Origin of the sequence: Streptomyces sp. NPDC003023, assembly GCF_042888225.1 — a bacterium.
Taxonomy (GTDB): Bacteria; Actinomycetota; Actinomycetes; order Streptomycetales; family Streptomycetaceae; genus Streptomyces.
This window is the reverse complement of sequence record NZ_JBIAPL010000010.1, coordinates 211,202-231,146: the sequence shown is the minus strand read 5'-3', so window position 1 is coordinate 231,146 and position 19,945 is coordinate 211,202. Positions and strand designations below refer to the sequence as shown.

At 72.5% G+C, this 19,945-nt stretch carries 15 protein-coding genes; 11 read left to right on the top strand and 4 right to left on the bottom strand.

The window, feature by feature from the left end:
* Positions 1–56 precede the first annotated feature (56 nt).
* The 3 genes from ACFYV1_RS28325 to ctaD form a co-directional block, all read right to left on the bottom strand.
* Positions 57–938: an oxygenase MpaB family protein gene (locus tag ACFYV1_RS28325; RefSeq protein WP_389398430.1), complete on the bottom strand. Its 882-nt coding sequence runs from the start codon at positions 936–938 to the stop codon at positions 57–59.
* 62 nt (positions 939–1,000) lie between these two features.
* Positions 1,001–1,363: a hypothetical protein gene (locus ACFYV1_RS28320; RefSeq protein WP_389398429.1), complete on the bottom strand. Its 363-nt coding sequence runs from the start codon at positions 1,361–1,363 to the stop codon at positions 1,001–1,003.
* Positions 1,360–3,120: a cytochrome c oxidase subunit I gene (gene ctaD / locus ACFYV1_RS28315; protein WP_389398428.1), complete on the bottom strand. Its 1,761-nt coding sequence runs from the start codon at positions 3,118–3,120 to the stop codon at positions 1,360–1,362. Before ctaD ends, ACFYV1_RS28320 begins: the two co-directional genes overlap by 4 nt.
* 239 nt (positions 3,121–3,359) lie before the next feature.
* On the opposite strand from ctaD, the gene ACFYV1_RS28310 reads away from it, so the two are divergent.
* From ACFYV1_RS28310 to ACFYV1_RS28275, 8 genes are all read left to right on the top strand, one after another.
* Positions 3,360–5,849: a molybdopterin oxidoreductase family protein gene (locus ACFYV1_RS28310; protein ID WP_389398427.1), complete on the top strand. Its 2,490-nt coding sequence runs from the start codon at positions 3,360–3,362 to the stop codon at positions 5,847–5,849.
* On the top strand, positions 5,846–6,337 hold the full coding sequence (locus ACFYV1_RS28305) for a hypothetical protein (RefSeq protein ID WP_389398426.1): 492 nt from the start codon (positions 5,846–5,848) through the stop codon (positions 6,335–6,337). Before ACFYV1_RS28310 ends, ACFYV1_RS28305 begins: the two co-directional genes overlap by 4 nt.
* A 178-nt stretch (positions 6,338–6,515) precedes the next feature.
* Positions 6,516–7,277, top strand: a complete 762-nt coding sequence (locus ACFYV1_RS28300; protein ID WP_389398425.1) for a DeoR/GlpR family DNA-binding transcription regulator — start codon at positions 6,516–6,518, stop codon at positions 7,275–7,277.
* The gene (gene pfkB / locus ACFYV1_RS28295) at positions 7,274–8,221 is read left to right on the top strand and encodes a 1-phosphofructokinase (RefSeq protein WP_389398424.1); all 948 of its coding nucleotides are present in this window, start codon (positions 7,274–7,276) and stop codon (positions 8,219–8,221) included. Before ACFYV1_RS28300 ends, pfkB begins: the two co-directional genes overlap by 4 nt.
* A 144-nt stretch (positions 8,222–8,365) precedes the next feature.
* A complete protein-coding gene (locus tag ACFYV1_RS28290) occupies positions 8,366–10,411 on the top strand; it encodes a fructose-specific PTS transporter subunit EIIC (RefSeq protein WP_389398423.1) in 2,046 nt (681 codons plus the stop codon).
* A 140-nt stretch (positions 10,412–10,551) separates the two neighbouring features.
* On the top strand, positions 10,552–10,830 hold the full coding sequence (locus ACFYV1_RS28285) for an HPr family phosphocarrier protein (protein WP_389398422.1): 279 nt from the start codon (positions 10,552–10,554) through the stop codon (positions 10,828–10,830).
* 68 nt (positions 10,831–10,898) lie between these two features.
* Positions 10,899–12,575 carry a phosphoenolpyruvate--protein phosphotransferase gene (ptsP, locus tag ACFYV1_RS28280; protein WP_389398484.1) on the top strand — a complete coding sequence of 559 codons (1,677 nt, stop codon included), beginning with the start codon at positions 10,899–10,901 and terminating at the stop codon, positions 12,573–12,575.
* Between the two features lie 162 nt (positions 12,576–12,737).
* On the top strand, positions 12,738–14,555 hold the full coding sequence (locus ACFYV1_RS28275) for a SpoIIE family protein phosphatase (RefSeq protein ID WP_389398421.1): 1,818 nt from the start codon (positions 12,738–12,740) through the stop codon (positions 14,553–14,555).
* Between the two features lie 64 nt (positions 14,556–14,619).
* On the opposite strand, the gene ACFYV1_RS28270 is transcribed toward ACFYV1_RS28275, so the two are convergent.
* Complete coding sequence (locus ACFYV1_RS28270; protein WP_389398420.1) at positions 14,620–15,948, bottom strand: PP2C family protein-serine/threonine phosphatase; 1,329 nt, start codon at positions 15,946–15,948, stop codon at positions 14,620–14,622.
* Between the two features lie 170 nt (positions 15,949–16,118).
* Here ACFYV1_RS28270 and ACFYV1_RS28265 point away from each other — a divergent pair, with 170 nt between their 5' ends.
* The 3 genes from ACFYV1_RS28265 (at position 16,119) to ACFYV1_RS28255 (ending at position 19,938) form a co-directional block, all read left to right on the top strand.
* Complete coding sequence (locus ACFYV1_RS28265) at positions 16,119–16,412, top strand: DUF1876 domain-containing protein (protein WP_389398419.1); 294 nt, start codon at positions 16,119–16,121, stop codon at positions 16,410–16,412.
* A 305-nt stretch (positions 16,413–16,717) separates the two neighbouring features.
* Positions 16,718–17,518, top strand: coding sequence for an HAD family hydrolase (locus ACFYV1_RS28260; protein WP_389398418.1), 801 nt, complete (start codon positions 16,718–16,720; stop codon positions 17,516–17,518).
* A gap of 2 nt (positions 17,519–17,520) precedes the next feature.
* A complete protein-coding gene (locus tag ACFYV1_RS28255; protein WP_389398417.1) occupies positions 17,521–19,938 on the top strand; it encodes a glycoside hydrolase family 65 protein in 2,418 nt (805 codons plus the stop codon).
* Positions 19,939–19,945 lie beyond the last annotated feature (7 nt).

Here is a 19,945-nt window from a genome sequence, read left to right as displayed (position 1 = left end):
TGGAGCCCGCGTTCATTGTATTTCCGCGGGCCGGGGCCTGCTCGGGATGCGCCCGGTCACGCCTGCCCGGAGGGCGGGGGAGGCGGTGTCATGGCCCAGCGGATGGTGCGGGTCAGCACCGTTCCGGTCGGGCGTACGCAGAACCTCTCGACCGACGGCACGTACGGGAGCCCGAGTGGCGCTCTGGCCCACGGCGGCAGCATGGCGACGGCGTTCGCGGCGAGCAGCGCGTACGGCGCTCGGGCGAGCCGGGGCAGGGGCGGGTGGAGCAGGATGAAGCGGGCCGCCTCCCTCGCCTCCGGTGACGGGCGGAGTTCGGCACGGTAGGCGGCGAGGCGGTCGGCCAGGGCGGCCAGGTCACGCGGCGGGTCGACCACACCGAGGGCCGCCGCGACGCGTGCCGTGTCGGCGACGTACCCGTCGCAGCCGGCGCGGTCCAGCGGATGCGCACCGTAGCGCTGGTGGGCGCGGAGGAAACTGTCCACCTCCGCCACGTGCACCCACCCGAGCAGGTGCGGGTCGGCGGCGCTGTACGGCTCTCCGGTGCCGGCCCTGCCGCTCACCCGCTCGTGGACGGCCCGTACGGTCTCGACAGCGTCCCGGGCGTCGTCGGCCGTGCCGTAGGTCGTCACGGCGAGGAACGTGCTGGTCCGCTGCAACCGCCCCCACGGGTCGCCGCGATACCCGGAGTGGGCGGCGACCGCGGCCATGGCCAAGGGGTGCAGTGACTGCAGCAGCAGGGCGCTGAGCCCGCCGACGAACATCGACGCGTCACCGTGGACGGTGCGGATCGGCCGGTCGGGACCGAACCACCGTGGCCCAGGGGTGTCATGGATACGGGAACGGGTCTCCGCGCCGGCCGGGCCCGCGACACGGGTGAACAGACTGCTGCCCAGCTGTCTCCGCAGACTCTGGACCCGGCGCGCCGACATGCTCATCCCACCAGTATCCGCTTTCGGACGTGCCGGGCGTGCCGGGCGTGCCGGGCGGGACACCGCGCTCAGCGGTGGGTGACCAGCGTTCCCGCCAGGACGCACAGCGCCGCCGAGCCGAGCAGTGCGGCGGCCCCGGCGCACAGCAGCCGGCGGCGGAGCTCCTCGTAACGCGTGGCGTACTCCAGCCGCAGTTCGTGTGCCCGGGACACCACGGCTTCCAGGACGCGCCGTGACAGGGCGATGCGGTCCTGTGTGTAGATGCGGACGACCTCCTCGCGCTGCGCGGTGGTCAGCCACGGCATCCGGCCCGCGAACGCCTCCGCCTCCCGTTCGGCCTCCCGCATCCGGCTCTGCGCCAGCAGATAGCCCTCGAGCCTGGCGATTCCCGCGGCGGCCTCCGACTCGGGCCGCCGCACCGGGCCCCTCATTTGCCTTCCTTGCCCTCGCCGAGCGGCGGGGCGATTCCCTTCCCCGGCTCGATGACGTCCCGACGGCCCGCGTCGGTGACCTGGTCGAGGGTGGCGATGCCCGGGTGGTGCAGGTCGAACGCGGGAGACTCGGAGCGGATCCGGGGCAGCGTGGTGAAGTTGTGCCGCGGCGGCGGGCAGGACGTGGCCCACTCCAGTGAACGGCCGTAGCCCCACGGGTCGTCGACCTCGATCTTCCTGCCGTACTTCGCCGTCTTCCAGACGTTGTACACGAAGGGCAGCATCGAGGCGCCGAGCAGGAAGGAGGCGATCGTGGAGACGGTGTTCAGGGCGGTGAACCCGTCGGCGGCGAGGTAGTCCGCGTAACGCCGCGGCATGCCCTCCGCGCCCAGCCAGTGCTGCACCAGGAACGTGCCGTGGAAGCCGACGAACAGCGTCCAGAAGGTGATCTTGCCCAGCCGCTCGTCCAGCATCTTGCCGGTGAACTTCGGCCACCAGAAGTGGAATCCGGCGAACATCGCGAAGACCACGGTGCCGAAGACGACGTAGTGGAAGTGCGCGACGACGAAGTACGAGTCGGAGACGTGGAAGTCCAGCGGCGGCGACGCCAGAATGATTCCCGTCAGACCGCCGAACAGGAACGTCACGAGAAAGCCGATCGACCACAGCATCGGTGTCTCGAACGACAACGAGCCCTTCCACATCGTTCCGATCCAGTTGAAGAACTTCACGCCGGTCGGCACGGCGATGAGGAACGTCATGAACGAGAAGAACGGCAGCAGCACGGCTCCGGTGACGAACATGTGGTGCGCCCACACCGTCACGGACAGACCCGCGATCGCGATCGTCGCACCGACCAGGCCGATGTAACCGAACAGGGGCTTGCGGGAGAACACCGGGATGATCTCCGAGACGATGCCGAAGAACGGCAGGGCGATGATGTACACCTCCGGATGGCCGAAGAACCAGAAGAGGTGCTGCCACAGGATCGCCCCGCCGTTCGCGGAGTCGAAGACATGGGCACCGAACTTGCGGTCCGCCTCCAGCGCGAACAGCGCGGCAGCCAGCACCGGGAAGGCCAGCAGGACCAGCACACCGGTCAGCAGCACGGTCCATGTGAACATCGGCATCCGGAACATCGTCATGCCGGGAGCGCGCATGCAGATGATCGTGGTGATGAAGTTGACCGAGCCGAGGATCGTGCCGAAGCCGGAGAAGGCCAGACCCATGATCCAGAGGTCGCCGCCCACGCCCGGCGAGTGCTCCGCGTTCGACAGCGGGTTGTAGGCGAACCAGCCGAAGTCCGCGGCACCCTGCGGGGTGAGGAAGCCGGCCACCGCGATCAGCGAGCCGAAGAGGTACAGCCAGTACGCGAACATGTTCAGCCGCGGGAACGCCACGTCCGGCGCGCCGATCTGCAGCGGCATGATCCAGTTCGCGAAACCGGCGAACAGCGGTGTCGCGAACATCAGCAGCATGATCGTGCCGTGCATCGTGAACGCCTGGTTGAACTGCTCGTTCGACATGATCTGCGTGCCCGGCCGGGCCAGCTCGGCGCGCATGAAGAGCGCCATCAGGCCGCCGAACAGGAAGAAGCCGAACGCGGTCGACATGTAGAGCGTGCCGATCGTCTTGTGGTCGGTGGTCGTCAGCCACTTGATCACGACGTTGCCCGGATGCCTCCGCCGCACCGGCAGCTCGTTCTCGTACGCGTCCTCCGACTGAACGTCGAGACGAGGACCTGACTCAGATGCCACACGAACTCCCGTACGTTCGGTTGCCTTCTGCTCTGGTTCAGGCGCAGATGCACCAACAGGCGGCGACCCCGATGACCTATACCGGTGCAATGTATATGTGCGGGTGCTTTCCGGGTGTTCGCGACATCCGCCATTGCGGTGACCGGCCCGGCCGGGCCCCGCGTTACGAGTTCCGTATGCCGGGTACTTCTGTGCGGTCGGTGCGCCCGGTACCGGCCCGCATGTCACGGGAGGCAGACGTGGACGCTTCGGTGGACCGGATCGCCCAGCCCTGGGGAGGCCGCACTCCGTATGCGCGGCACGGACAGTGGCCGACGCGGGTGGACACCCACCTGGCCGACGGAGTAGCGGTCGACGAGGTGGAACGGTGGGTGCAGGCGGCCTCGATCCTTCACTCGGACGGGGACGCCATGGACATCGCCGTCAAGGACGGCCGCATGGTCGGTGTGCGGGGAAGGGCGGTCGACCGGGTCAACCGCGGCAGGCTCGGGCCCAAGGACCTGTTCGCCTGGCAGGCGGGAGCCTCGCCCGACCGGCTGACGCGGCCGTTGATCCGCGACGGCGGACGGCTGGTGGAGACCGACTGGGAGACCGCGATGAGCCGCGTCGTCTCCCGCTCCCGTGAACTGCTCGACGAACGGGGCCCCGGATCGATCGGCTTCTACACCTCCGGCCAGCTCTTCCTGGAGGAGTACTACACGCTCGCGGTGCTCGCCAGGGCCGGCGTGGGGACGAACCACCTCGACGGCAACACCCGCCTGTGCACCTCCACCGCGGCCGAGGCCCTCAAGGAGTCGTTCGGCTGCGACGGACAGCCCGGCAGCTACGACGACATCGACCACGCCGACGTGATCGCGCTCTACGGGCACAACATCGCGGAGACGCAGCCCGTGCAGTGGATGCGCGTGCTCGACCGGCTGGAGGGCGCGGATCCGCCCCGTCTGGTGTGCGTGGACCCGCGGCCCACCCGTGTGGCCCGCCGGGCGACGGTCCACCTGGCCCCGCGTATCGGCACCAACGTGGCCCTGCTCGACGCACTCCTGCACGAGACGATCCGTCACGACCGCGTCGACCACGCGTACATCGAGGCGCACACGGTCGGCTTCGAGGAACTGGCCGCCAGGGTCGAGCACTGCACCGCGGAATGGGCGGCCGCGATCTGCGACGTCCCCGCCCGGCTGATCGTCGAGGCCGCGGAAGTCCTCGGCACCACCGACCGGCTCCTCTCCACGGTGCTGCAGGGCATCTACCAGTCCCACCAGGCGACGGCAGCCGCCGTACAGATCAACAACCTGCATCTCGTCCGGGGCATGCTCGGACGGCCGGGCGCGGGCGTGCTGCAGATGAACGGGCAGCCCACCGCCCAGAACACCCGCGAGTGCGGCGCCAACGGCGACCTGCCCGGCTTCCGCAACTGGCAGAACGACCGGCACGTCGCCGAACTCGCGAAGGTGTGGAACGTCGAACCCTCGACCGTCCCGCACTACGCGCCGCCCACCCACGCCATGCAGATGTTCCGCTACGCCGAGCAGGGCTCGATCCGGATGCTCTGGATCAGCGGCACCAACCCCGCCGTCTCCCTTCCCGAGCTCTCCCGCATCCGCTCGATCCTGTCCCAGGAACGGCTTCTGACGGTGGTGCAGGACCTGTTCCTCACAGAGACCGCGCAGTTGGCGGACGTCGTCCTGCCCGCCGCGACCTGGGGCGAGAAGACCGGCACGTTCACCAACGCCGACCGCACGGTGCACCTGTCCGACAAGGCGGTGGAACCGCCGGGAGAGGCACGACCCGACCTGGACATCTTCCTGGACTACGCCGCCCGCATGGACTTCCGCGACAAGGACGGCGGACCGCTGATCACCTGGCACGACCCGGAGTCGGCGTTCGAGGCGTGGAAGCGCTGCAGCGCCGGCCGGCCGTGCGACTACACGGGTCTCACGTACGGCCGGCTGCGCGGCGGCAGCGGCATCCAGTGGCCGTGCACCGAGGACTCACCGGACGGCACGCCGCGGCTGTACACCGAGGGCATCAGCTGGGCGCACCCCGACCGGTGCGAGAGCTACGGCAAGGACCTGTCGACCGGCGCGTCCGACGGTGCCGTGGAGTACCGCTCCCTCAACCCGGACGGCAAGGCGATGATCAAGGCGGCCGAGTTCCTGCCGCTGCACGAGGCACCGGGCCCGGACCACCCGTTCCAGCTGACCACCGGGCGCACCCTCTACCACTTCCACACCCGCACCAAGACCGGGCGCGCACCGCAACTGAACGCGGCGGCCCCCGACGTATGGGTCGAGATCTCGGAGACCGACGCCGCCGCGCGCGACCTCGCGGAGGGAGACCTCGTCGAGGTCAGCTCGCCGCGCGGCGCCCTGCGCGGACGGCTGCGGGTCACGGCCCTGCGCCCGGGGACACTGTTCGTCCCCTTCCACTACGGGTACTGGGACACACCCGCCGGCTCCGGCCCGGACGGCAGCACACCGGGACGCGCGGCCAACGAGGCGACCATCACCGACTGGGACCCGGCCTCCAAGCAGCCGCTGTTCAAGACGGCCGCCGCCGCGCTCACCCTCGTGGAGAAGGGCGACGGACGGCCGTCTCCCGCCCCTACGACCACCGCGTCCGAACCCGGCGGGGACGCCGGAGTACCGGCGACGACGGGCGGCCCGGCCGCCCGGGTCACGCAGACGGCCGACGACAACGGGACCTCGCGGGAAGGCGGTTCGAAATGAACGGCATCACTCTCACCCTGCGCGCCCTCCACGACGGGGAGCGGCACCTGGCCGGCGAACTGCTGGCCGTGGCCGACCGCCACCGCACGGAACACGAGGTCCACCACGTCGCCAAGGACCTCGCGGACTGGTCCCGCGAGCACACGGAACGACTGGCCGCCACCGGCCGTTCCTACGGCCTCGACCTGGACGAATCACCGGTGAAGCCGTCGCACGGGCTGTTCACGCTGATGCGCGGGAAGGCGGCGCAGGCCGTCGGGCACCGGCCGGAGCCGGGTCTGCTTCTCCTGCGGGATCTGCGCGACCTGCATCTGGACGCGTCCGCGAACTCCCTGCACTGGGAGATGCTCGCGCAGGCGGCACAGGCGTCGAAGGACACCCGGCTGCTGGAGCTCGCCTCTTCCTGCCATCCAGGGACCCTCAGGCAGATGCGCTGGGCCAACACCATGATCAAGAACCTCGCACCGCAACTCCTGACCAGTCAGTGACGCTCGCGGGACCCGACCGTGCTCCGCCGCGGCAAGGCGGACGACCCTCGTAGGGCCTCGAGCGGCTCCGCTCCTGTTTCTGTCCGTTTGCATGCCCGAATCTGTTTACTTCGTGGTTGTGGCGGCGTAGCATCCGTGAAAACCACAGACTCGGTCATTGAAACGGATGTAAAACCACATGTTCGCAGCGGAGCGCCAGCAGGAGATCATGCGCCTTGCCCGCGAAAGCGGCCGGGTGGATGTGCTGTCCCTCGCCGAGGAGTTCCAGGTCACCGCGGAAACCGTGCGACGTGACCTGAAGGCTCTCGACCGGGCGGGGCTCGTACGGCGCGTGCACGGCGGCGCCATCCCGGTCGGGCAGCTCGACTTCGAGCCCGACCTCGCCGAGCGCGACGCCGTCGCCGCCGACGAGAAGGAGCGCATCGCGCGTGCCGCGCTCGCCGAACTGCCCGGCGACGGCAGCGTGATCCTGGACGCCGGGACCACGTCCGCCCGGCTGGCCGCCGCCTTCCCGGTGGACTCGCCGCTGACGGTCGTCACCCACGCGCTGCCCGTCGCCGCCCGGCTCGCCGACCACCCCGGCATCGCCCTCCACCTGGTCGGCGGCCGCGTCCGGCACCGCACCCGCGCCGCCGTCGACGCCTGGGCGCTGCGGGCGTACGGGGAGATCAAGGCCGACGTGGTCTTCCTCGCCACCAACGGATTCGACGTCGAAGGCGGCCTGACCACCCCCGACCTCGCCGAGGCCGCGGTCAAGCGGGCCGCCGTCGCCGCCGCCCGCAGGGTCGTCCTGCTGGCCGACTCCGCCAAGTTCGGTCAGCAGCACTTCGCACGCTTCGGTGATCTGACGGACGTGGACCTGCTGATCACCGACACGGGCCTCAGCCCGGACGACGCCCGCGCCATCGAGGCGCAGGGCACGGAGGTGGTCCGCGCATGATCCTCACCATCACCCCCAACCCGAGCCTCGACCGCACCTACGAACTGCCCTCCCTGGACCGTGGAGCCGTACTGCGCGCGGCCAGGGACCGGGTCGACCCCGGCGGCAAGGGCGTCAACGTCTCGCGGGCCGTCGCCGCGGCAGGCCACCGCACGGTCGCCGTCGTGCCGCTCGGCGGTCCCGAGGGCGCGCTGCTCGACCGGCTGCTCGGTGAGCACGGCATCGAGGCCGCCGGCGTGCCCGTCAGCGGCTCGACCCGCGTCAACATCACCCTCGTGGAGCCGGACGGCACCCTCACCAAGGTGAACGCGGCCGGCCCCCGTCTCGCCCCTGCCGAGGCCGAGGCGCTGCTGGAAGCCGTACGGACGCGGTCGGCCGACGCCGACTGGATCGCGTGCTGCGGCAGCCTGCCGCGCGGCCTGCGCCCCGAGTGGTACGCCGAGCTGGTGGCGCGTATCCATCGGGCCGGCGCACGGGTCGCACTGGACACCTCGGGTGCCGCGCTCACCGCCGCCCTGCGGGAGAGGCCCGACGTGGTCAAACCCAACGCGGAGGAACTCGCGGAAGCGGTCGGCCGCCCCCTCGCCACCGTCGGCGAAGCCGTCAAGGCGGCGGAGGAACTGCGCGACCGGGGAGCACGGGCGGTCCTCGCCAGCCTGGGCGCGGACGGCCAGCTCCTCGTCGCCGACAACGGCACCTGGTTCGGTCAGGCACCCGCCGACGCCGTCCGCAGCAACGTCGGCGCCGGCGACGCCTCCCTGGCGGGCTTCCTCGCCGGCGGCGGCAGCGGCCCCGCCGCCCTCGCGGCAGCCGTCGCCCACGGGGCAGCCGCAGTGCAGCTGCCGGGCAGCGTCATGCCGTCGCCGGCCGACCTCGACCCGGCGGCGGTCACCGTCACCGAGAACGTCCCCCTCGACCGGGTTCTCGGGAACCCCGCCTCATGACACCCCGCCCGGGCCGGGCCCCCCGTCCACCACGTACCGGCGCGCGGTCCCACCGCACCGCACCCGGAACGGCCCGCCCGACGGCCGCCGCACCACCACGTCCCACCACCGCCCCCCGGCGGTTCGCGAGCAAGGAGCCGCGTGATGAGTGAGTTGATCACCGCAGGACTGGTCGACCTCGACCTGACCGCAGAGACCAAGCAGGCCGCCGCACGGTCCCTCGCCGAGCGGATGGTGGCCGCCGGCCGCGTCACCGACCTCGACGGCTTCCTCGCCGACGTGGCGGCGCGCGAGGCCCAGATGCCGACCGGGCTCGACGGCGGCATCGGCATTCCGCACTGCCGCAGCGAGCACGTCACGGCACCGACGCTCGCCTTCGGCCGCAGCCCGGCCGGTATCGACTTCGGTGCTCCCGACGGGCCCGCCGACCTGATCTTCCTGATCGCCGCACCCGCGGGCGCGGACGACGACCATCTGACGATCCTGTCCGCCCTGGCACGCCGGCTCATGGACAGCGCGTTCACCGACGCCCTCCGCGCCGAGCGCGACCCGCGGACCGTCGCGGCGCTGATCCGCGGGGAGGAGCCCCCTGCCGAGACCCCGGCCGGTCCCGGGACCGACGAGGCCCCGACGGCTCCGGACCCCGTCCCGCCCACCGCCGCGGACCCGCTCACCGCCGCGGAAGCGGGTGCGACGACGGCCGGCTCCACACCGTTCAGGATCGTGGCCGTCACCTCCTGCCCCACCGGGATCGCCCACACCTACATGGCCGCCGAGTCGCTCCGGAAGGCTGGAGAGGCCGCGGGCGTCGAGGTCGTCGTCGAGACCCAGGGCTCGGCCGGTTTCACCCGCGTCGACCCCGGTGTGATCGCGGCCGCCGACGCCGTGATCCTCGCCCACGACGTGGAGGTCAGGGAGAAGGACCGGTTCGCCGGCAAACCCACCGTCGATGTCGGCGTCAAGGCCGCCATCAACCGGCCCGCCGAGCTCATCGCCGACGTGCGCGGCAGGGCCGCACGGGGCGAGACCACCGCGCCGGCCGCTCGCACGGCACCCATGGACACCGGCGCACCCGGCGACCACTTCGGCACCCGCCTGCGCAAATGGCTGATGACCGGGGTCAGTTACATGGTCCCGTTCGTCGCCGCAGGCGGCCTGCTCATCGCGCTCGCCTTCGCCATCGGCGGGTACGAGATCAACACCGCCCCGTCCGTGGCCGAGCACTTCGTGTGGACGGAGGCCGCGAGCTGGGCCGCGCTCCTCTTCCAGACCGGCGGCGCCGCGTTCGGCTTCCTGGTCCCGGTGCTCGCCGGATACATCGCGTACGGGATGGCCGACCGGCCCGGCCTCGTACCGGGCTTCGTCGGCGGTGCCATCGCGGTCACCGTCAACGCCGGCTTCCTCGGCGGACTCGTCGCGGGTCTCATCGCGGGCGCGGTGGTGATGGCGATACAGCGTGTACGGGTCCCGTCCGTGCTGCGCGGCATCATGCCGGTGGTCGTGATCCCGCTGATCTCCTCCGCCGTCGCCGGGTTCCTGATGTTCATCGTCGTCGGCAAGCCGATCGCCTCGCTCCAGAAGGCCATGACCGACTGGCTCAGCGGCCTCTCCGGCGGCAATGCCGTGCTGCTCGGTGTCCTGCTCGGACTGATGATGTGCTTCGACCTCGGCGGCCCGGTCAACAAGGTGGCCTACGCCTTCGCGGTGGGCGGCCTCGCGACACCCACCGACGGCAGCCTCAAGGTCATGGCCGCGGTCATGGCGGCGGGCATGGTCCCGCCGCTGGGCATGGCCCTGGCGACGACCGTGCGCGCGAAGCTGTTCACGAAGGCCGAACGCCAGAACGGCAAGGCCGCCTGGGTCCTCGGAGCCTCGTTCATCAGCGAGGGCGCCATCCCGTTCGCCGCGGCCGACCCCCTGCGGGTGATCCCGTCCGCGATGGCCGGCGGCGCCGTCACCGGCGCCCTGTCGATGGCGTTCGACGCCACACTGCGCGCCCCGCACGGCGGCGTCTTCGTCGTCCCGCTGATCGGCCGGCCGCTGCTGTACCTGCTGGCGATCGCGGCCGGCACCGTGGTCACCACGGCACTGGTGGTCCTCCTCAAGAGCGGCCGCAAGCAGACGGAGCCGGCCGAAGCGGCCCCGCCCGCTGCCGCCGCCGAGGACCCCAAGGTCACCGCGGCCGCCTGAGACACCCGGCCGGGGCGCGTGCCCCGGCCGGAGCCGGGGCCGATCCGGCTCGGCCCCGCCCACCGGCCCAGCGTTGTGCCTTCCCACGGTGGACAAGCAGCTCCCGTACCCGTCCCGCACCCCGTAGGAGTGTCATCACCATGCCCCAGCGCACTGTCGTCATCGGTTCCAGCTCCGGACTGCACGCCCGCCCCGCGTCCCTCTTCGTCCAGGCGGCCGTCCGCCAGCCGGTCAGGGTGACGGTGGCCCGCGACGGAGGCGCCCCGGTCGACGCCCGGAGCCTGCTGTCCGTGCTCGCCCTCGGCGCCAAGCACGGTGAACCCCTGGTGCTGTCGGCGGAGGGCGACGGCGCGGAGGCCGCCATCGAGGAACTGGCCGCGCTGGTCGCCGCCGACCTCGACGCGCAGGAGCAGCGGTGACCACCCGCACGACCACGTCCACGACGACCACGTCCACGTCCGCGATGCCGGCCGACGGGGCCGCCGCCATGGCGACGACCGGGCCCGCCCCCGCCGTCCTGCACGGCATCGGCATCGGCGGCGGCAGTGCCACCGGACCCGTCGCCCGCATGGCGCCGCCCTCCGCCATGCCCCCGCCGCGCGCCGTGCAACCGGTCGACGCCCCCGCGGAGGCCGCCGCCGCCCGCGCCGCGCTGACATGGGTCGCCGCCGATCTGGAGGCAAGGGCGGCCACCGTCGGCACCGACGCCGCGCAGGTCCTGACCGCGCAGGCGATGATGGCGGCCGACCCGACCCTCGCGGACCAGGTCGGCGACCTGGTGCTCGCCGGCGTCGACGCGCCGCACGCCCTCGCGGAGGCGTTCGGCGTCTTCCGTATGTCCCTCCAGGCGGCGGGCGGCTACTTCGCCGAACGCGTCGCCGACCTCGACGACCTGCGCGACCGCTCGATCGCCCGCGTCCTCGGAAGGCCGATGCCCGGTCTGCCCGACCCCGGCCATCCGTACGTCCTCGTCGCCGACGACCTCGCGCCGGCCGACACCGCCCTTCTCGACCCGGCCGAAGTCCTCGCCCTGGTCACGGAGCGCGGCGGACCCACCGGCCACACCGCCATCCTGGCGAAGATCCTCGGCCTGCCCGCCGTCGTCGGCTGCGCCGACGCCGCGACCCTCACCGACGGCACACCCGTTCTCGTCGACGGCGCGGCGGGCACGGTGGTGACCGACCCGGCACCGCACGCCGTGGCAGAGGCCGCCGAACGCGACGAGGCGCGGCGCCACCGATCCTCACAGGTCAGCGGCCCCGGCCGGACGGCAGACGGGCATGCGGTCAAGCTGCTGGTCAATCTGGGCGCGCTGCAGGATCTGCACACGGCCGCCGCCGCCGACAGCGAGGGCGTGGGCCTGTTCCGCACCGAGTTCCTCTACCTCGACAGGGACCAGGCCCCCACCCTCGAGGAGCAGACGGCCGCCTACCGTCAGGTCTTCTCCGCCTTCGCGGGCCGCCGGGTCGTCGTACGCACCCTGGACGCCGGCGCGGACAAGCCGCTGCCGTTCGTCACGGCCGCCGACGAACAGAACCCCGCGCTCGGCGTGCGCGGTCTGCGAACGGCACGCCGGGACCCGCAGCTGCTCGAGACACAGCTGGCCGCGATCGCCGCCGCGGCACAAGGCTGCGAGGCCGACGTCTGGGTGATGGCCCCGATGGTCTCCGTGCCGGGCGAGGCGGGCGCGTTCACCGAACGGGCCAGGGCCCACGGGCTGCCCACCGCCGGCGCGATGGTCGAGGTCCCGGCCGCGGCGCTGCGGGCCGGGGCGCTGGTACGGCAGTGCGACTTCCTCAGCATCGGCACCAACGACCTCGCCCAGTACACGTTCGCCGCGGACCGCGGCCTCGGCAGCCTGGCCGACTTCCTGGACCCCTGGCAGCCCGCCCTGCTCGAACTGGTCGGCGCGGCAGCCGACGCGGGCGCCGCACAGGGACGCCCCGTCGGGGTGTGCGGCGAGGCCGCGTCGGACCCGCTGCTCGCCCTGGTCCTCGTCGGGCTCGAGGTCACCAGCCTCTCTGCCGCGCCCGGCTGCCTCGCCGACGTGCGGGCCTCGCTCGCCTCGCACAGCCTGGACGACTGCCGCCGGTTCGCCGGGCTCGCGCTCGCGGCCCCGGACGCGCGAGCGGCCCGGGCGGCGGTGCTGGAGGCGTCTTCCTGACGACCGGCTCCCGCCGGACGGTGCCGCGTCGTGCGCGTCCGCCCGGACGCCTACGACGCGGCACACCGCCGCCACCGGTGCGAGCATGACGAGAGGGCCGTCGGACACCGGCCCGCGCCGGTGGGGCGCAGGATCAACGGGCGACCCGAGGATGGTGGGGCCTTGAATGCCGCAGACCGGCAGCAGGAGCTCGACTTTCTGCGTGCCGTGTTCGACTGTCTGGGCGCCGGGGTGTACATCACCGACACCTCCGGGCGGGTCGTGGCCTCGAACCCCTGGGCCGACCGGCTCGTCGGCCGGGCCGGGGAGCAGATGCGCGGCCAGAACCTGCACGATGCCCTGCACTGCCGGTCCGACGGCGGAAGCATCCCCCGGGAGGAGTGCCGGGTCCTGTCCGTGCTCACCGACGGCCGCACGGCCGAGGGCAGTGACGAGTTCTACCTCCGGTCCGACGGCACCGCCGTCCCCATCATCTGGTCCGCCGGCCCGTTGGTGCTGCACGGGCGGACGGAAGGCGCGGTGGTCGTCTTCCACGACTTCAGTCTCTACCGCGACGCCGCCGACCGGCGAGCGACGCACCTCTCCGCGCTCGAGGACCTCACCGAGCGGCTGACCATGGTCGCGGAGATCTCGGCGGTGCTCAGCTCCACACTGGACATCCCCGAAATGCTCCACCGGCTGGTGCGTCTGCTGGTGCCGGAACTCGGCGACTGGGCGGCGGTCGACCTGCGTCTGCAGGATCACGCCGACGAGGTCCGGCGGATCGCCGTGCGCAGCAGGGACGAGCACAGGGGAGCCCAGACGCTGGAGGGGCCGCTGCCGCCCCTCACGGAGACACCCTCGTCGTCGGCGCTGGTGCGGGTGATGCGCGGCAGCCGGCCCATGCGGCTGGGCGCGGACGACCTCGCCCGCGACGCGGAGCCGCCGCTCGCGCGGGCGCACCGGGACCTCTTCGACCGCCTCGGCGGGCACTCGGCCGTCGTGGTGCCGCTGAGCACCCGGCGGCAGGTGTACGGAGCGCTCACCGTGGGCCGTACCGGCGCCCGCCCGCCGTGCACGGAGGCCGAACTTCTCGTCCTCGCCGACATCGGCCGCCGGGCGGGCCTGGTGCTCGACAACGCCCAGCTGTTCGACCAGCAGCGGCATGTGGCCGAGACCATGCAGCGTCAGCTCCTCACCCCGCTTCCCCAGGTCGATCACCTGCAGATGGCCGCCCGCTACCTGCCGGCACAGAGCGCCGCGGAGATCGGCGGCGACTGGTACGACGCGTTCCTCCTCGCCGACGGCGTCACCACGATGGTCATCGGCGACGTCGTGGGCCACGACCTTCAGGCCGCCGCCCACATGGCCGAGGTCCGCAACATGCTCCGCGCACTGGCCTGGGACCGTCAGGAACCGCCCAGCCTGATCATGCGCCGGCTGGACGAGGCCATGACCAACACCAGTGACGCCCCCATGGCCACCGCCGTCTTCGCCCGGATCGAAGGCCCCGAAGGCGGTCCGTGGCAGCTGCACTGGGTCAATGCCGGCCACCCGCCGCCGCTCCTGGTGACGTCCGACGGGCACGCCCGTTTCCTCGAGGCGGGCCACGGCCCCCTCCTCGGTATGAACTCGGCCCTGCACCTGGGCCTGGACTGGCCCGACGCCGTCGAGAAGCTGCCGGCCCGGTCCACTCTGCTGCTCTACACCGACGGCCTGGTCGAGAGCCGCACCCGTCCGATCGACACCGGCCTGGCCCAGCTGCGCCGCCACGCCGCGGGCCTCGCCGACCGGGACGTGGAGGAGTTCTGCGACGAACTGCTCGCGCGCCTGGCCCCCAGCGGTGACGACGTCGCCCTGCTCGCCCTGCGCATACCGGCAAGGGGAGAGGGCGTGGGCGGCGAGCAGCCGCCGCCCGTGCACGCGCACAGTCCGGCCGCGGCCGACCGCGCCGCCCCCGGATCACTCGTGGAGAACAGCCCGGTGCGGGACACCTCCTGACGCGGGCGGTCGCCCCGGCGCCACCGGCCCGGCGGCGCCACCGGCCGGCGGCACGCGGACGAGGTCAGGCCGCGAGACGGGCCGCCAGGAGGGCGACGTCGTCGTGGAACGGGTCGTGACCGTGGGCCAGGAGCGCGTCGCAGAGCTCCGGCAGCGGGGTGGACGCCCGGACGGCAGCGACACCGATCGCGGCGGCCATGCCCTCGTCGATCGACTTGCCCCGGTGCTCGACCAGTCCGTCGGTGTGCAGCAGCAGGGTGCTGCCCGGCGGCAGCAGCGCCGAGTGGTCCCGGCGGGGTATCGCCGGGTCCACGCCCAGCGGCGGTCCGGTGTCGGTCTCCAGATAGCGGGCCCGGTGGTCCGGCGTGACGAGAAGCGGCGGCAGATGCCCCGCACTCGCCCAGCGCAGCTCCTTCCCCCGGCCGCTCGGCTCGAGCCTGGCGACGATGACCGTGGCCATGGGCCCGCCGTGGAGTTCCTGCAGAACCTCGTCGAGTCGGCGCAGGATACGGCTGGGCGGCTCCTCCTCCTCGAAGGCGATGACCCGCAGCATGTTGCTGATCTGGCTCATGACCGTGGCCGCCTCCAGCCCGTGGCCCATCACGTCCCCGACCATCAGGCAGGGCACGCGGCCCGGCAGGCGGATCAGGTCGTACCAGTCGCCGCCGATCCGCGGGGCCTCCGTGGACGGCTGGTAGCGCGCCTCCAGCTCGAGGTCCTCGCGGCGCGGCATCCGGGGGAGCAGCCTGCGCTGGAAGTCCTCGGTCGCCTGCCGCAGCTGCTCGTACAGCCGAGCGTTCTCGATCGCGACACCCGCGGCCCCCGCCAGCGCGACGACGATGTTCTCGTCGTCGTCGGTGAACGACCCGCCGCCCTTGCGGTCGGCGAGGAAGAGCGTTCCGTAGAGTTTGTCGCGGACCCGGATGGGCACACCGAGCAGGGTGGTCATCAGCGGATGGCCCCGCGGGAAGCCGACCGCGTGGGGATGGCCCGCCACCCGGGCGACGCGCAGCGGCTGCGGATCCCGCACGACATCACCGAGGAGACCGCGGCCGTGGGGCATCGCGTCCCCCAGCGCGGCATGCTGGTCCCGGCCGAAGCCGGCGCTGATCAGGTCCGTGAACTCACCGGAGTCGTCCAGTACGCCCAGCGCGGCATACCGTGCGCCCGCCAGCTGCCGGGCGGCCTCGTTGATGGTGTGCAGCACCGAGTCGAGTTCGAGCTCCTTGCTGATGGCCAGAACCGCCCCCAGCAGCTCCTGCACCCGCTCGTGGTCGTGCGCGACCTGCGGCAGTCCCACCTGGATCTGGTCCAGATAGTCCTCCTGCGTAGGCGGCGGGGGAACCGCCCCGGCCACCGGCCTGTCCGAGCCGTCCGGCTGCCGTTGTGCCATGGGAGGCCCTTCGCCTGGGGATCGCGGCGGTCTCGTCGCCATGCCCGGCGGGTACCCAGCAGGACGGAGGCAACCCATCGTGTTCCCCGGCCCGCCCCGGCGCTGTCGCAGGGACGCCCGCCGGGGCGGATGCTGGGACCAGGACCGCCGACAGGGCCGGAGGGTGAGCCATGGCCAGGACGCTGGAGTGGAAGGTCGGTCTGTTCCTCTCCGAGGAGGACGGCACGACGAAGGCCCGTGCGGTGCTGGACACCGGCACCATCACACTCACCGGGCACGGCACGGCGCATCGCAGTCCCGACGACGAGGACGTCCCCGAGATCGGCGACGAGATCGCCGCGGGCCGCGCCATGCAGAGCCTGGCACGCCGGCTGATGAAAACCGCCGACCACGAGATCGAGGCGATGGGCGCAGGCCCGCAGAACACCGCCGAACTGGGATACGGCCCCTACACGGCGCCCTGACCCGGCTCACGGCGCCCTGACCCGGCTCACGGCGCCCTGGCCTGGCTCACGGCGCCCTGGCCGCTCCACGAAGCCCTCCCCGGATGTCTGGACGCGCAGAAGGCGGGGTACGCGGCCATCCTTGTCGCAGGGCACCGGCGATCGTGCGGCACGACCGACGGCATCGCCCGCGGCACACGGCACGGGTCGCCGTCCGGCGCCGGACACGCCAGGCGCCGGACGAACCGCCGAGCAGGGAGGACCGACATGACGGTGTGCGCGGGACCGCCACCACCGGACCGCGGCGGCGGCACGGACGCGCCGGTATGAGCCGCCCCGGCGGTGAGAGCTGGCGCGGTGTCAGCGCCGTCGTCCTCGACACGGACGGAGTCATCACCGACTCCGCCCGGGTCCACGCCGCGGCATGGAAGACGGCCTTCGACGCCTGCCTGCTGGCCAACCCGCCGGACGATCCCGCCGCCCGCCGTCCCTTCGACGTCCAGGACGACTACCTGCGTCACGTCGACGGCCGGTCCCGGCAGGACGGCGCCGCGGCCTTCCTCGCCTCGCGCGGCCTGCGGCTCGCGCCCGGCAGCCCCGACGACGCGCCGGGGACGCAGAGCGTGGGCGCCGTCGCGGCGTACAAGGAGCAGCTGTTCACCGAGCGGCTCCGGGAGGAGGGCATCGACGCCTACCCCGGAACGGTGCGGCTGCTGCGGATGCTGCGGGACCGTGCCGTGCCGCTGGCGGCGGTGTCCGCCTCCCGCCACGCGAGGGAACTGCTCGGCAGCTCAGGGGTGCTGCCCCTGCTCGACGCGCTGGTCGACGGCACGGAGGCGGCCCGGCTGCGGCTCCCCGGCAAACCGGAGCCCGCGCTGTTCCTGGAGGCGGCCCGACGGCTCGGCGTATCCCCGGGCCGGTCGGCGGTCGTCGAGGACGCCCTGGCCGGCGTCGAGGCCGGCCGGCGCGGCGGCTTCGCCCTCGTGATCGGTGTGGACCGTACGGCGGGCCCGGGCACCGGGGCCGCCCTGCTCGAGCGCGGGGCGGACCTCGTCGTGAGGGACCTCGCCGAGCTCCTGCCGGACGACCCCGCCGCCCAGCACCCCGTACGCGAGCGTGAGGACTGACGATGCACGAGTGGATCTGGACGTACGAGGGGTACGAGCCCGAGCGCGAGCGGCTGCGTGAGGCGCTGTGCACGCTCGGCAACGGCTACTTCGCCACCCGGGGAGCCGCCCCCGAGTGCGGCGCCGGCGACACCCACTACCCCGGCACGTACGCCGCCGGCTGCTACAACCGTCTGACGTCGACCGTCTCCGGCCGCCAGGTCGAGAACGAGGACATGGTCAACCTCCCCAACTGGCTGCCCCTGCGCTTCCGTATGCACACGCTCGCCGGCGACGCCCCCTGGTTCACCCCGGACGGCACGGCCCTGCGCGAACACCGCCAGAGCCTCGACCTGCGCGCCGGCACGCTCGAACGCACCATGCGTTACGTGTCCGACGACGGACGCGTCCTCCACGTCCACCAGCTCCGGCTGGTCCACATGGGCGATCCCCATCTCGCCGTGCTCCGCACCCGGTTCACCGCGGAGGGCTGGTCCGGTGACCTCGAGGTGGAGGCCGCGCTCGACGGGTCGGTCACCAACAGCGGAGTGGCGCGCTACCGGGACCTGAACGGCAACCATCTCGTTCACATCAACGCGGGCGACGGCGAGCCCGACACGATGTGGTTGCGCTGCCGCACCACCAGCTCCGACATCCGGATCGGCATGGCGGCCCGTACGGTCGCGGACGACCCCGCGGAGGAGGAACGTGCCCGGACCGCGCACGAACCCCTGCGCGCCGTACAGGTCCTGCGCCTCTCGCTGTCCGCCGGGACCCCCCGTACCGTCGACAAGACGGTCGCGCTGCACACCTCGAGGGACGCCGCGATCAGCGACCCGCTGCACGCGGCGGCCGCCAGGGTCGGCCGGGCGCCCGGCTTCGAGGAACTGCTGGCGAGTCACCGGACGGCGTGGCGCCAGTTGTGGCGAAGGGGCGAGCTGGACGTACCGGGGGAGGCGGGAAGCATCCTGCGGCTGCATCTCTTCCACGTCCTGCAGACGCTCTCGCCGCACACCGCCGACCTCGACGTGGGCGTTCCCGCACGAGGACTGCACGGCGAGGCGTACCGCGGCCACATCTTCTGGGACGAGCTGTTCGTCCTCCCGTACCTGAACCTGCACTTCCCCGAGATCTCCCGCGCCCTGCTCATGTACCGGTACCGCAGGCTGGAACAGGCCCGGGTCCAGGCCGGTGAGGCCGGATACAGCGGCGCGATGTATCCGTGGCAGAGCGGCAGCGACGGACGTGAGGAGACGCAGGAACTGCACCTCAATCCGCGTTCGGGTCGCTGGCTGCCCGACCACTCGCGGCTCCAGCACCACGTCGGCTCCGCCATCGCCTACAACGTGTGGCAGTACTGCGAGGCGAGCGGCGACGCGGAGTTCCTGCACACCAAGGGCGCGGAGATGCTCACCCGGATCGCACGCTTCTGGTCCGGGTTCGCCACCTTCGACGAGGAGCTCGGGCGCTACCGCATCCGCGGCGTGGTCGGCCCCGACGAGTACCACGAGGCATACCCGGACTCCGGGCGGCCTGGCCTCGACGACAACGCGTACACCAACGTCACCGCGGCCTGGGTGCTCGCCCGCGCCCTCGAGGTGGTGCGCGAACTGCCCGAGCCGCGACGGCGGGAGCTGTACGAGCGCACCGGCCTCGACCGCGGTGAACTCGCCCGCTGGGACGACGTCTCGCGCCGCCTGTACGTACCCTTCCACGCCGGCGTGATCAGCCAGTTCCACGGATACGGCGGCCTGGAGGAGCTGGACTGGGACGGGCTGCGGGCACGGCACGGCGAGATCCGCCGCCTCGACCGGGTGCTGGAGGCGGAGGACGACACCGTCAACCGCTACAAGGCGTCGAAGCAGGCCGACGTGCTGATGCTCGGCTACCTCTTCTCCCCGGCCGAACTGAGCGGTCTCTTCGAGCGGCTCGGCTACGAACTCGACGACGAGACCTGGCACCGAACCGTCGACTACTACCTGAAGCGCACCAGCCACGGCTCGACCCTGAGCGGCCTGGTCCACGGCTGGGTCCTGGCGCGTGTCCGGCGCGAGGACGCGTGGACGTACGTCCGGGAGGCCCTCGAGGGCGACATCGCCGACATCCAGGGCGGCACCACGGAGGAAGGCGTGCACCTCGGCGCGATGGCGGGCACGCTGGACCTGGTGCAGCGGGGACTCACCGGGATGGAGACCCGCGGCGGGGCGCTCTGGTTCGACCCGGTGCACTCGCCGCAGCTGGCCGAGTACGGGTTCTCCATCCGCTACCACGGTCACTGGGGCGTGAGGGTGCGGATGAGGCCGGGGGAACTGTACATCGGTGTGCCCGCGTCCGACGGCACACCGATCGACGTGCGGCTCTCCGACCGCTCGGTGTCGGTGGGGCCCGGCGACTCCCGTCTGCTGATGCTGCCCGACGACGGCCACCGGCCCTCGTCCTGACGGGGCC

Bases quoted from the DNA above. Each gene is read 5' to 3' on its own strand.
- pfkB (WP_389398424.1), top strand. From the start codon at position 7,274: ATGATCCTCACCATCACCCCCAACCCGAGCCTCGACCGCACCTACGAA.
- ACFYV1_RS28300 (WP_389398425.1), top strand. From the start codon at position 6,516: ATGTTCGCAGCGGAGCGCCAGCAGGAGATCATGCGCCTTGCCCGCGAA.
- ACFYV1_RS28265 (WP_389398419.1), top strand. From the start codon at position 16,119: ATGGCCAGGACGCTGGAGTGGAAGGTCGGTCTGTTCCTCTCCGAGGAG.
- ACFYV1_RS28255 (WP_389398417.1), top strand. From the start codon at position 17,521: ATGCACGAGTGGATCTGGACGTACGAGGGGTACGAGCCCGAGCGCGAG.
- ACFYV1_RS28260 (WP_389398418.1), top strand. From the start codon at position 16,718: ATGAGCCGCCCCGGCGGTGAGAGCTGGCGCGGTGTCAGCGCCGTCGTC.
- ACFYV1_RS28290 (WP_389398423.1), top strand. From the start codon at position 8,366: ATGAGTGAGTTGATCACCGCAGGACTGGTCGACCTCGACCTGACCGCA.
- ptsP (WP_389398484.1), top strand. From the start codon at position 10,899: ATGGCGACGACCGGGCCCGCCCCCGCCGTCCTGCACGGCATCGGCATC.
- ACFYV1_RS28325 (WP_389398430.1), bottom strand. From the start codon at position 938: ATGAGCATGTCGGCGCGCCGGGTCCAGAGTCTGCGGAGACAGCTGGGC.
- ACFYV1_RS28320 (WP_389398429.1), bottom strand. From the start codon at position 1,363: ATGAGGGGCCCGGTGCGGCGGCCCGAGTCGGAGGCCGCCGCGGGAATC.
- ACFYV1_RS28270 (WP_389398420.1), bottom strand. From the start codon at position 15,948: ATGGCACAACGGCAGCCGGACGGCTCGGACAGGCCGGTGGCCGGGGCG.
- ACFYV1_RS28285 (WP_389398422.1), top strand. From the start codon at position 10,552: ATGCCCCAGCGCACTGTCGTCATCGGTTCCAGCTCCGGACTGCACGCC.
- ACFYV1_RS28305 (WP_389398426.1), top strand. From the start codon at position 5,846: ATGAACGGCATCACTCTCACCCTGCGCGCCCTCCACGACGGGGAGCGG.